Here is a 12,223-nt window from a genome sequence, read left to right as displayed (position 1 = left end):
ACATCAGAGGAAATGTCGTGTATACTGAAAACGATTAAATAGTGAAGGAGACGTTTAATGGATTGGTATGAAAAGTTGAATCAATATTTCCCGATAGAAGAAATGAAGTCGCAGGCACATATGGAAATGCTTCTCGATGAAAAAGCAGACGTGTACCATAAAGATGAAGGGCCGTATCACGTATTAATGTATGCTGAGTTTGACACATTCATCTTCATTGATTATGTATGGGTTTCCTCTAAATCACGGGGACAAGGCATTGGACACCAGCTTATAGAAAAGCTGAAAATGCGCAACAAACCGATCATTTTAGAAGTTGAACCTTTAGATTATGACGACACAGATACAGCTAAACGGCTTCATTTTTATCAAAGGGAAGGGTTTACCCATGCACAATCTATTGGTTATAATCGCCGTTCATTAGCAACAAATGAGAAAACCCCAATGGAAATATTATATTGGTCACCTGCAAATGATACGGAACATGTCATTTATGAACAAATGAAAAAAATGTATGAAGATATTCACACGTATAAGGATAGAGAACTGTATGGAAAATCCTATCAGCCTGTTGATGAAGTACTCGTTTTTGATAAAAACAGAAGTACGAACAACATTTTTGATCATCTAAAGGAAGCCAATCAGGCATAGGCTAGAGACGTGCCGGATGAGTTGATCTCGGCATGTCTCTTTTTTTACATAATACATTTTGGAAAAAGTTATATAAAAAAGGTTTAAACTAACATTATTGGGGAACTTTAAAGATAAACACGAAAGGTCGTTTCGTTCAGTTGTTCCAAGTGTTATATACTTGATAAACTAAAATATATATGCTTGATCAACAAAAAGACAGTATTTAGGGTCAAAATAAGAACAAATTGTGAACATTACCGTTAATTTTTGTCTTTTTTTTGAAATAACCTACCTTTCGCTTGACAAGTATAGTATAATTTAAATGAAGATAAATTAAACTTATTATCAAATAAGATTGAAATATGTTTAAAGCATTATTTCAGAATGAGGAGTGAGATTACCATGGTCACACTATACACCTCGCCAAGCTGCACGTCTTGCCGAAAAGCAAAATCTTGGTTGGAAGAGCACAACATTCCGTTTACAGAGCGGAACATATTCTCTGAATCGTTGACGATGGACGAAATCAAGGAAATCTTACGAATGACTGAGGATGGAACAGATGAAATTATTTCCACACGTTCCAAGGTCTTTCAAAAGCTTGATATCAATATCGATCAATTACCACTGAAGGATCTATTTGATTTGATCCAAAAAAATCCGGGCTTGCTTAGACGCCCAATAATTCTCGATGAAAAGCGTCTACAGGTCGGTTATAATGAAGATGAAATACGTCGATTTCTGCCAAGAGAAGTACGTACCTTTCAGCTGCGTGAAGCACAACGAATGGTTAATTAATGCCGTGTTGATAGACAATATGTAAAATAGATAAAAAAACGCAGGTTAGTTACATCATGATCTGCGTTTTTCTTGTGATTTAGAGCGGTTTTTTAGTGACAAAATAAGTTTAATCGTATAAAATAGGATATTAATTCAGCAAAACTAGGCATTTAAATTTTCAAAATGCCGTACGATATCATACAATGGAAAATAAGACGATATATATAAGCACAAAGTCAATCGGATGGGGATAACCCTTTTACCGAAGCGGCACGAATTTATACGCGTTCCATCCCATTTCTAGATCAGTTAGATATTGGTGGAGCTTGCCAATTCAAAAATGAAGGGGGAGAATGTTTATGGAAATAGAACGCATTAATGAAAATACGGTTAAATTTTATATCTCATACGTTGATATTGAAGATCGTGGATTTGAACGCGAAGAAATCTGGTATAATCGCGAACGGAGCGAACAGCTTTTTTGGCAAATGATGGATGAAGTCAACTATGAGGAAGATTTTAATGTTGATGGTCCGTTATGGATACAAGTTCAAGCGATGGAAAAAGGCTTAGAGATTATTGTAACAAAAGCACAAGTATCCAAAAATGGTGAACAGCTGGAGCTTCCTGGAGAGAACGGAAAGACGATTGATTTAGGTGTCGATGAAAAAATTGAAGATTTGCTTGAAGACAAGTTTGGCAACGAAGATCAAGATTCATCTGAGGAGAATGAGGATGATCACTTGTCACTTACGTTAAAATTCCGTGATTTCGAAGACGTCATTCAATTAAGTCATTATATGTCTGGTGAATTAGAGCACGTTGAAAACAAGCTCTACCATTACAACGATCAATACTATTTATATGTTGCATTTGACGAAGAACTGATGGACGATGATGCTCAGGAAGACGTTATGAGTGTGTTGTTCGAGTTCGCTGAGGACACAGACATAACGGTTCATGTACTCGAGGAGTACGGCAAAACAATCTTTACAGATGATACGTTTGCCCAAATTAGAACACATTTTCCCGCACGCATATAGACACTTGTTAACGCAGGTGTCTATCTTTGTTTTTTTATAAATACCCCTCAAACCCAATTTCATCTTCTGTAATCTGCATCACATCAGATCTATTCCATGATGCTGCAACACTTTTTCATTTTTCCAATTAAACACACTTTACCCCACAATCAATAGGATTTAACGGAGGTGCATGTTAGTTATGCTGCAAGCTAAAAATGAATATGGCAAAATGGTAACACCGGCTTTATTAACGCGTCAAGATATAGCGAATGAAAGGCATAAACCGTTTTCCTGCCCAATCTGTCAACAGCCCGTCATCTTAAAGGCCGGTTCAAAAATGATTGCCCATTTTGCGCATCGATCTAGTCGTGATTGTCCCAATCAAGATCAAGGAGAAGGACGCTATCATGAAGAAGGAAAACTCCTCTTGTATCAATGGCTTCGAAGACAATTCTCTCACACGGTCCTCCTAGAAAAATGGCTCCCCGATATTCAGCAGCGACCAGATATTTATCTTACTATTGGTGAACGACAAATAGCGATAGAATTCCAATGTGCGCGCATGTCACTTGAACAAATTGCCAAGCGTAATAAAGGATACCAAAACAGACGTATTACCCCGATATGGATTTTAGGTGCAAGTCATTTAAAGCGTATTCAACAGCATCATATTCGATTGAGCCCGTTTACAAAGCAGTTTATTCATGATTTTTTTGCCGGGCATCCACCTGTATTATATTTTTTTAATCCTCATTCCGCCGAGCTTGTTATCATGAAAGACCTTTATGAAGTAAATCCCTCGCAAGCCATTGGACAACTGAGCTTTAATCGCATTCATGAACTGTCATTTAGTGACTTATTTAAAGCAAACGGCTTATCGCTACATACATTATTAACGTTGTGGGAGAAGGAGAAACGTCGCTTTCGTTTGACGGTACCTCAGCGGCTATACGGCAATAATCTCGTTTGGCATCAATGGTTATATGAGAAGCGGTCACATCGAGATAGACTGCCTGCGATTGTATACTTACCCGTGTCGTCACAGCACTTAATGATAACCCCGCTATGGAATTGGCAAAGTAGGCTATGCCTCGATTTTCTTATCCCTTTACCAGTTGGTCACACGTTTACACTTCAGCAATGCATCCGCTTGTTAAACAACCATATATTTCCTCAAATTCGTTCTACTCAACTTAAACCCACTCATAAAAGCCATCCAATTAAACAATATTTACAATGGTTCATCCACCTGAATATGATCACCGAAGTGTCGCCCAATGTGTTTGTAAAACAACTTCCTATTTTAGAGCCCGATCATATTGAAGCAAGTCTTCGTGCCGATCAACAATTATTACAGAAACTTTATGAAAAATTGAGCGCAATAGAAGCATGAACGATGATTTTTCAGTTATAATAGTAATGTATACCAATTTTTGATTTGGAGGAGATATGATGGCGGACGCCACAAAGGAATTACCAAAACGTGATGAGATTCCTGTTGAATTAACATGGGATTTGGAAGATATTTTTCCAAGTGATAATGCATGGGAAGAAGAGTTTAAAGCGTTAAAAGAAGCTTTTCCGAAGATTGCAGAGTATCAAGGTAAGCTTGGAGATTCAGCTGAAACGCTTTTAAATGTTTTTCAACTACAAGATCAATTATCTGAACGTTTGGGCAAATTATTTACATATGCACATATGCGTTATGATCAAGACACGACGAATGGATTTTATCAATCGCTCAATGCTCAAGCTGAATCGCTTTTAACGTTAGCGTCCAGCTCAATGAGCTTTATCGTTCCAGAAATTCTTGATATTGACGAAGCGGATTTACATCGCTTTATTGAGGAGAATGATGGTCTAAAGCAGTATCAGCATATGCTTGATGAAATCAATCGTCAACGTCCACATGTTTTAAGTCAGAAAGAAGAAGCGCTACTCGCTCAAGCTTCTGAACCGATGGGAAGCACGTCTCAAACATATATGATGCTGAACAATGCTGATTTAACGTTCCCGACGATTAAGAATGACAAGGGAGAAGATGTTGAGCTCACTCATGGACGTTATATCGGTTTTATGGAATCACAGAATAGAGATGTCCGTGAAGGTGCGTTTAAAGCGATGTACGACACATATGAAAAATTCAAGCACACCTTTGCATCAACACTTGCTGGACAAGTCAAAGCAAGCAACTTTAGTGCCAAAGTACGCAACTATGATTCTGCACGACATGCAGCACTGGATGGCAACAATATTCCAGAACAAGTATATGATAATCTTGTAGAAGCCGTGAACGAACGCCTGCCGTTGTTGCATAGATATGCTGCATTAAGGAAAAAAGTACTTGGTGTTGATGCATTGCATATGTACGATATGTATACACCGTTAATTCAAGATGCAGATATGAAAATTGATTACAAAAAGGCACAGCAATATGTGGTTGACGGTCTTGCACCACTTGGTCAAGAGTATGTCGATATCGTCAAAGAGGGCTATCAGAATCGCTGGATTGACGTTATGGAGAATAAGGGTAAGCGTAGTGGTGCTTATTCATCCGGGACATATGGCACGAATCCATATATCTTACTGAATTGGCAAGATACCGTGAACGATATGTTTACACTTGCACACGAGCTCGGACATTCTGTGCACAGCTATTATACGCGTGATGCACAACCATATCGCTACGGCAACTATTCAATATTTGTAGCAGAAGTCGCATCAACGACGAATGAAGCTTTACTTAATGAATACATGCTCAATCACCTTGAGGATAAACAACAAAAGCTGTACATCTTAAACAATTTCCTCGAAGGCTTCCGTGGGACAGTTTTCCGTCAGACGATGTTTGCGGAATTTGAACATGAGATTCATAAACAGCAGCAAGAAGGTGTCGCGCTAACAGCAGATAAATTAAGCGAGATCTACTACAACTTGAACAAAAAATATTTTGGTGAAGACGTTGTGTCAGATGATGCAATTGCAATGGAATGGGCACGAATTCCTCATTTCTATATGAATTATTATGTTTATCAGTATGCTACAGGCTATTCAGCTGCAACGGCATTGGCTGCTGACATTCTTGAAGGAAAAGAAGGCGCAGTTGATCGTTACATTAACGATTTTCTACGTGCGGGTAGCAGTGATTATCCAATTGAAGTGCTTAAGAAAGCAGGCGTAGATATGACCTCAAAAGAGCCGATTTTAGCTGCGCTTGATGTATTTGAAAAGAAGTTGACTGAAATGGAAGATATGCTCTTGAACGATTAATGATAAGAGAAGCCGCCTGAGATCGTAAACTCAGGCGGCTTCTTAATATGATTAAACATAGACACATGGATAAGCATTTTTGCAAAGTGAGAGAAATAAGCACATAGTGGGTGTTTTGTTAGCGCATGCGGCCACGATACGTATTTCGGTGTGAAAATGAAAATATGGTCGCATAGATAGATATAAATAAAAGCGGTAACGTAATGTAAAGTGGGATGAGCTGCATTAGCCCGAAAATGTTCAATACAAAGGCGACGATTGTTAAAAAGAAAAAAATAACCGGGTATAGATTGCTCATATTGATCAGCCCCCATCCAAATCTAATTATTAATATATAATATGGTGTCTAAATCTCAAATAGAAGTATGACATCTTTGTGAACTGTATAACAAGGTATTGATTACAGAAGGAAAATCCGCTATTATAATAAGTGAGATCAATCCCAAACAATAAACCCCTTTGTTTGCTGTGTGAAATCTCCCACCCCCCTTTGTTTTTTATAAAACAAAGTATGAACGGGCATACACATCGTGTATGCCCGTCTTTTTTTTGTGTATTGATCACAAAGAGGCGGGGCAAGAGAAGACTATTTACATGAAAAATGACGCTGAAAGACGAGTTGGATGACGGAGGTGCTGCTCTTCTCGTTTATGCGGCTGGGAGAGCGGATATGCGTTTGGATTGCGATTTATGCGTCTCGATGGGCGGGTATGCGTTTGGATTGCGATTTATGCGTCTCGTTGAGCGGATATGCGCTTGAATTTTGATTTATGCGTCTCGATGGGCGGTTATGCGTTTGAATTTCCAGTTATACGTCTCGTTGAGCGGATATGCGTTTGGTTTGCGATTTATACGTCTCGTTGAGCGGATATGCGGCTGGATTTCCGTTTATGCGGCTTGAGCATTGTTCGTCTTTTGCATTAAGCCTTTTGTTATGTCACAGCCTCAAAACGACAAAAAACACACCTTGAGCTTTTTAGCCCTAAAAGGTGTGTACCCGCTTGTAAACTGAAACATTCGAACGAATTAGTTTTAACCTATATCAAACGTTGTCACTTATAGAAGATCTATGTTTAATACACAATAGACCCATTTTATTTAATGATACTTGCGCCATTCAGTCTCGTGATCGATATTCCCAGAATGATCCGTGATTCGTGACATGTTTTTTTACTTTTTGTCTGATTTGTAATTTCTTCAGTTCCCGTTCAGCTTTTGTCGTTGACCAATCATATACGACAGCGATTTCTTTTGTTGCCACAACTTTATAATGTGATAAAAGCAGCTCTAGTGGTGGCGTTGTTGATGGGATGAGGCGTTTATCGAGCATTTGCTTGAGGACGCGTACGTATATCTCATATGGGTACAAACCAGATATTTTAATGCCCGGCTGCTCTGATGTCGGATTAAAAAACACCATTGTAGGGATGTAGTCCACGTTCATTTCATTTGTTAGCTTAAAGTCACTTTGGAGTGCTTTTTTGGCTGTATCAGAGTACAAATCGCATTTAAACTCTTCAATGTCTAGCTTTGCTTCTTCAGCACAGTTTAACAAGACGCTCTCTTCTGAGATGTTTTGTTTTTTCAAAAAGGCATTTTCTTGAATCTTTCTTAAAAAAAGCCGTCCTGCTTTTTTTCCTTGGAGTTCAGCCGCCTTTATGGCTAGTGACGCTCTCCGTGGGGAAATAAATGAATGGTCCTTCCACACATTCGTATCGCAGCTCATACCTGTACGTAATGCTGTTCGTTCCCACATATCCTTGAGTTTGCATGGTTTATCAAACGGTTCAAGATTCATAGCAAAAACATGACCGCTGACAATTGGGCGTATCGTAAAAAATCGCCCATACTCAATGCTTAATTTTTTTAAGTATGGTTCGAGCGACCAGCACTCGGCACAGAGGGGATCAACAAATACATACAATTCTAATGGTTTTTTAACAACATTAACATAACTGTATGCTGCTGACGATGTGTTTGCATATTCAAAGCGTTTGAGCTCATCATGATACGAATTCACATCGATTCTCCTTTCTGTTATTCGGGTGTATTCATCATATGATTGGCGGTCATCGTTAGTTTTTCAAACATGGCAGTCCGATATGGTTCTGGAACTTCAGCTTCTTCCAGAGCAGCATCCATACATGCGAGCCAGGCATCCCGTCTTTCAGGTGTAATTGGAAAAGGCAGGTGACGGCGTCGCATCATTGGATGACCTCTTTCTTCTGTATAAGCCTTTGGACCACCAAAGAATTGTGTTAAAAACATACGCTGTTTGCGTGCTGTTTCAGTTAAATCTTCAGGGAAGATAGGTGTGAGCAACGGATGGTTGCCAACACGGTTATAAAATGCAGTGACGAGACGATCAATGGTTTCATAACCGCCAATCGCGTCATATATTGTTCCATGGGTAATCATAGATTAGCTCGCTTCCTTAAAATTGATATAATGATATTGTATCAACGGCGTTAACACGGGGCAACCGAAGAGGGCTCAGGCCGTTATTGACTCAACTCGGTAAACAATCGCTCAATTTTATTTGGTGTCTTGCGGATAGGAATGTTATGCTCAGAAAGTAACTCATTAAAGACGGTAGAAACAGCTTCTTGCGTCGGTCCTTCCACCTCAAGCTCAAAATCCTCTACATCGCTATAGTGACTATGATCAAGCACAACGAGGACACCTTTATAACGCGTCTCCCAACGTTTGGTCGTTAATTGACCGAACAGTGAGAGTGCTTCTGATGCGATATTCATGCTGTTGAGCTGCTTGCCGGTATGAGGGTGGAAGCTGATATGTCCGTTCAACCATTCATGTGCTTCATCTACATTCAACCTATCGTGGGTTTCTAAAAGGCCATCAGGGTGTGGTTCTTTTAAAGTGAGCGTGTACGTTTGTTGTGTTTCTCGAATTCTTAACGCAGACCGCTTCCCCTTAAGCTCAAATTGATCTGTTTCAAAGTAATAATTTGTTTGCACCCGTGGCAACTCAGGGAAGTCAAGCTGTGACTTTAGGTGCTTGAATTCTGTCTTAGTTAGTAAATTTTTATATTCAATTTCTATTTCTTGTGTCAAAATCATCAGCCTCACATTGTGTTTCTTTAAAAAATGAATTATACATGATTATGCCGAATACGTGACTATTATGCAAAACATATCCCTTATCAAGTCGTTACATTAGCAAATTGTCGCTTAGAAAAATCAATTAAGAACGTTTTGTGGTAAAATAAAAGATGTGTGTTGATTAATTGTTAGGTGGTGGCTATGATGAACTGGGAAGCGTTACTTGCACCATATAAACAAGTCGTTGAAGAATTAAAAGTAAAGCTAAAAGGGATGCGGGCACAATTTGAATATGAATCGAGACATTCCCCGATTGAATTTATTACCGGGCGGGTTAAGCCAGTTCAAAGCATTTTAGAAAAAGCTGAGAGCAAGCGCATTCCATTGAATACTATTGAACAAGATATACAAGATATTGCTGGTGTTCGGGTCGTGTGCCAGTTTGTTGATGATATTTATACTGTCGTTGATATGCTCAGAAAAAGAAACGACCTTACGATTATCGAAGAAAAAGACTACATAGCTCAAAAAAAAGAAAGTGGCTACCGCTCATTTCATATGATTATTGAGTACCCAGTCGGAACAATTCATGGTGAAAAAATGGTTATTGCTGAAATTCAAATTCGTACGCTCGCAATGAATTTCTGGGCAACCAATGAACATTCATTGAATTATAAATATAAGGGAAGTATCCCGAGTGATATAAAGGTTCGACTCCAGCGAGCAGCAGAGGCTGCTTTTAAGCTTGATGAAGAAATGTCCAAAATACGTAATGAAGTTCAAGAGGCACAGCGAATTTTTCATCGAAAATAATATGTGTTAAATGATGTACATATTGACTGTCTTATATTGGAAAAGGAGAGGAAAACGTTGAAATTTGCGATTGTATCAAAAGGAGATGAGCGTTCGGAAACAATAAAGACGAGGTTAATCGAGCAGTTGACAGACTATAGCCTCACATATGATTTAGATCATCCCGATCTTGTCATTTCCGTTGGTGGGGACGGTACGTTTTTAGAGGCATTCCACCGGTATATTCACTGTTTGAAAACAACCGCATTTATTGGCGTTCATACAGGGCACCTCGGATTCTACGCGGATTGGGTGCCGAGCGAGGTTGATCAGCTTGTTGAAGAAATCGCTAAAACGCCATTTCAAATTGTTGAATATCCGTTGTTGGAAGTTATTATTCGCTCAAAGTCAGATCGGGTAGAAGATCGATTGCTCGCTTTGAATGAAGCGGCCATTAAAACGACGGATGGTTCGGTCGTTTTTGACGTTGAAATTAAAGGAGAGCATTTCGAGACATTCCGTGGGGATGGCCTATGTATTTCAACACCTTCAGGAAGTACAGCTTATAACAAAGCGCTCGGTGGGGGCATCATACACCCAGCCTTGGAAGCCATTCAGGTTACCGAAATGGCTTCTATTAATAACCGTGTGTTCAGAACAATCGGTTCACCGCTTATTTTACCAAAGCATCACACGTGCTTGTTGAAGCCGCTCGTTGATCGCAGCTTTTTATTAACCGTCGATCATATAACAGACACATATACGAATGTGAAATCAATACAGTGTCGTGTTGCGAAAGAACGCGTGCGCTTTGCTCGTTTCCGTCCATTCCCATTTTGGAATCGGGTTCGTGATTCGTTTGTAGCAGAAGATGATCCGACACTTCCTAGGAGATAGAACATCATGATCATAACAACGTCACTGGAGGCAAGCAAGCTGTGAATTGGAAAATAGATCAAATGTATGACGGTATGACCATTAAATATTACTTGCGTCACGTTCATCATTTTTCACGTCGGCTTATGAAGGCAATGACAAAAGAATTGGGCGCATTTAAAATCAATGATGTGGAACGTTTTGCTTATGATGTGCTCCATACAGGAGATATGCTGTCTGTGCAATTTCCTAATGAGACGCGGAGTGAACATATTTGTAGCCAAGACATACCGCTTAACATCATATATGAAGACGATGCTGTTTTAGTCCTTGACAAGCCAGCAGGGATGGCAGTTATGCCTTCTATGAACCAACCTAATGGAACGTTGGCAAATGCTTTAGCAGGATACTATGAACAAAATCGTCTCTCTTATACAGTCCACATCGTTACGCGACTTGATAAAGACACGTCTGGGCTTGTACTCGTTGCTAAGCACCGATATGCTCATATGGTGCTCTCCGAAGCACAAAAAAACACGAGCATTAAGCGGTCCTATGTAGCGATTATACAAGGCACTTTACCTGTTCAGGAAGGCGTATTTACCGCTCCGATTGGGAGAAAACAAGACTCAGTCGTGGAACGTGTTGTGAGACCTGATGGTCAGAAAGCTGTCACGCACTTTCAGGTACGTGAAGCTTATGCAGATCATACGGTTGTTGATGTACGCCTTGAAACAGGGCGTACACATCAGATTAGAGTTCATTTTTCTCATGCAGGCTATCCGCTTGCAGGTGATACACTGTACGGTGGTCGTCAAAGGATGATTATGCGTCAGGCTTTGCACAGTACATTTCTTGAATTTGAGCATCCTATAACGAAAGCGTGGCACTCATTTCATTCACCCATTCCACCGGATATGCAACAGGTTTGTCAGGCGAGCAGCTTTGCCAGTGTTAATTCGTAAAGCTGAATGCATGTTGTTGAAACGGTTGCTCTGAGGGGATGGATATTGTCGTTTCCTCAGGCAAGCGAAAAGCTGTTAGTGCATTGCCAAAAACACATCCAGTATCAATATTAATCGTTTTGTTGACGAAGCGTGGCTCAAGCACAGGGGTATGACCATAAATGATCCAGCGCTCACCGTTGTAATGCTGAGCCCAGTCACGTCGCACCGGTCGTCCATCAGGGTGTTTTTCACCAGTTGTATCGCCATACAAGACGAACGATTTTGCTTTTTGATCTGTGCGACCGATGTATGCTTCTTTTATGCCAGCATGTGCGATTACGGCATTGACGTCAGGAAGTACGAGATAAAGGGGTGCTTGCTCATATAAAGTCATAAAGGCGCGTTTAATACGCGTCTGTTCTGCTTCTGACAATGCGTTATACTCAGCAACCGTCGTTTCTAAACCGTGCTTTTGCTGGACGGCATTACCTTTAAAGAAACGGTAAAGCTTGTTGCAATGGTTACCAGGAACATAATGTGCTGCTTTGGCTTCAAGAACCATATGTGACACAATTTCAATGACTTTAATCGATTGTGGACCACGATCCGTTAAATCTCCGACAAAAACGGGCATACGCCCTTCAGGATGGCGATAAACGTCGTTTGCAAAGTGGTATCCTAGCGACTTAAATAACTGTTCGAGCTCAGAGAAACAACCGTGAATATCTCCAATGACATCAACCTTCATGGAATGACCCCCTCCAAAATATCATGTGCAATAGTGCCACTTTATGGTTGTCATTTCAGTTAGCATCTATCTTGTTGACTTTAATTGTGC

At 39.9% G+C, this 12,223-nt stretch carries 13 protein-coding genes; 8 read left to right on the top strand and 5 right to left on the bottom strand.

The genetic code is table 11. From position 1 onward, the window contains the following. Positions 1-57: 57 nt before the first annotated feature. The 5 genes from HPC67_RS02910 (at position 58) to pepF (ending at position 5,708) form a co-directional block, all read left to right on the top strand. Positions 58-651, top strand: coding sequence for a GNAT family N-acetyltransferase (locus tag HPC67_RS02910; RefSeq protein WP_217585925.1), 594 nt, complete (start codon positions 58-60; stop codon positions 649-651). 384 nt (positions 652-1,035) lie between these two features. Further along, positions 1,036-1,431, top strand: a complete 396-nt coding sequence (spxA, locus tag HPC67_RS02905; protein ID WP_156643685.1) for a transcriptional regulator SpxA — start codon at positions 1,036-1,038, stop codon at positions 1,429-1,431. Positions 1,432-1,772: 341 nt separating this feature from the next. Next, complete coding sequence (gene mecA, locus HPC67_RS02900) at positions 1,773-2,456, top strand: adaptor protein MecA (RefSeq protein WP_217585924.1); 684 nt, start codon at positions 1,773-1,775, stop codon at positions 2,454-2,456. A gap of 181 nt (positions 2,457-2,637) precedes the next feature. Continuing rightward, the gene (locus tag HPC67_RS02895) at positions 2,638-3,831 is read left to right on the top strand and encodes a competence protein CoiA (protein ID WP_217585923.1); all 1,194 of its coding nucleotides are present in this window, start codon (positions 2,638-2,640) and stop codon (positions 3,829-3,831) included. Between the two features lie 59 nt (positions 3,832-3,890). After that, positions 3,891-5,708, top strand: coding sequence for an oligoendopeptidase F (gene pepF / locus HPC67_RS02890; protein WP_217585922.1), 1,818 nt, complete (start codon positions 3,891-3,893; stop codon positions 5,706-5,708). Between the two features lie 118 nt (positions 5,709-5,826). Here the strand turns inward: pepF and HPC67_RS02885 are convergent, their stop codons facing one another. The 4 genes from HPC67_RS02885 to HPC67_RS02870 form a co-directional block, all read right to left on the bottom strand. Beyond that, a complete protein-coding gene (locus HPC67_RS02885; RefSeq protein ID WP_217585921.1) occupies positions 5,827-6,006 on the bottom strand; it encodes a hypothetical protein in 180 nt (59 codons plus the stop codon). A gap of 819 nt (positions 6,007-6,825) precedes the next feature. After that, a complete protein-coding gene (locus HPC67_RS02880) occupies positions 6,826-7,728 on the bottom strand; it encodes a ClpXP adapter SpxH family protein (protein ID WP_217585920.1) in 903 nt (300 codons plus the stop codon). 17 nt (positions 7,729-7,745) lie between these two features. Beyond that, a complete protein-coding gene (locus tag HPC67_RS02875) occupies positions 7,746-8,126 on the bottom strand; it encodes a globin domain-containing protein (RefSeq protein ID WP_217585919.1) in 381 nt (126 codons plus the stop codon). A gap of 83 nt (positions 8,127-8,209) precedes the next feature. Beyond that, positions 8,210-8,788 (bottom strand): CYTH domain-containing protein, encoded by a 579-nt coding sequence (locus tag HPC67_RS02870; RefSeq protein WP_246569592.1) that lies wholly within the window; start codon positions 8,786-8,788, stop codon positions 8,210-8,212. A 186-nt stretch (positions 8,789-8,974) separates the two neighbouring features. Here HPC67_RS02870 and yjbM point away from each other — a divergent pair, with 186 nt between their 5' ends. From yjbM to HPC67_RS02855, 3 genes are read left to right on the top strand one after another with little or no spacing between them, the layout of a single operon-like run. Continuing rightward, on the top strand, positions 8,975-9,583 hold the full coding sequence (gene yjbM, locus HPC67_RS02865) for a GTP diphosphokinase (protein WP_217585917.1): 609 nt from the start codon (positions 8,975-8,977) through the stop codon (positions 9,581-9,583). Between the two features lie 57 nt (positions 9,584-9,640). After that, positions 9,641-10,459, top strand: a complete 819-nt coding sequence (locus HPC67_RS02860; protein ID WP_217585916.1) for an NAD kinase — start codon at positions 9,641-9,643, stop codon at positions 10,457-10,459. A gap of 41 nt (positions 10,460-10,500) precedes the next feature. Next, positions 10,501-11,403, top strand: coding sequence for an RluA family pseudouridine synthase (locus HPC67_RS02855; RefSeq protein ID WP_217585915.1), 903 nt, complete (start codon positions 10,501-10,503; stop codon positions 11,401-11,403). On the opposite strand, the gene prpE is transcribed toward HPC67_RS02855, so the two are convergent. Next, the gene (gene prpE, locus HPC67_RS02850) at positions 11,393-12,133 is read right to left on the bottom strand and encodes a bis(5'-nucleosyl)-tetraphosphatase PrpE (RefSeq protein ID WP_217585914.1); all 741 of its coding nucleotides are present in this window, start codon (positions 12,131-12,133) and stop codon (positions 11,393-11,395) included. The genes HPC67_RS02855 and prpE overlap by 11 nt on opposite strands. Positions 12,134-12,223: the final 90 nt, after the last annotated feature.

Source organism: Lentibacillus saliphilus (assembly GCF_019093865.1).
GTDB lineage: Bacteria > Bacillota > Bacilli > Bacillales > Amphibacillaceae > Lentibacillus_B > Lentibacillus_B saliphilus.
Note: the sequence above shows the minus strand (reverse complement) of the source record. Positions and strands in the feature narration are given on the sequence as shown.

Bases quoted from the DNA above. Each gene is read 5' to 3' on its own strand.
- HPC67_RS02910 (WP_217585925.1), top strand. From the start codon at position 58: ATGGATTGGTATGAAAAGTTGAATCAATATTTCCCGATAGAAGAAATG.
- spxA (WP_156643685.1), top strand. From the start codon at position 1,036: ATGGTCACACTATACACCTCGCCAAGCTGCACGTCTTGCCGAAAAGCA.
- mecA (WP_217585924.1), top strand. From the start codon at position 1,773: ATGGAAATAGAACGCATTAATGAAAATACGGTTAAATTTTATATCTCA.
- HPC67_RS02895 (WP_217585923.1), top strand. From the start codon at position 2,638: ATGCTGCAAGCTAAAAATGAATATGGCAAAATGGTAACACCGGCTTTA.
- pepF (WP_217585922.1), top strand. From the start codon at position 3,891: ATGGCGGACGCCACAAAGGAATTACCAAAACGTGATGAGATTCCTGTT.
- HPC67_RS02885 (WP_217585921.1), bottom strand. From the start codon at position 6,006: ATGAGCAATCTATACCCGGTTATTTTTTTCTTTTTAACAATCGTCGCC.
- HPC67_RS02875 (WP_217585919.1), bottom strand. From the start codon at position 8,126: ATGATTACCCATGGAACAATATATGACGCGATTGGCGGTTATGAAACC.
- HPC67_RS02870 (WP_246569592.1), bottom strand. From the start codon at position 8,788: ATGATTTTGACACAAGAAATAGAAATTGAATATAAAAATTTACTAACT.
- yjbM (WP_217585917.1), top strand. From the start codon at position 8,975: ATGAACTGGGAAGCGTTACTTGCACCATATAAACAAGTCGTTGAAGAA.
- prpE (WP_217585914.1), bottom strand. From the start codon at position 12,133: ATGAAGGTTGATGTCATTGGAGATATTCACGGTTGTTTCTCTGAGCTC.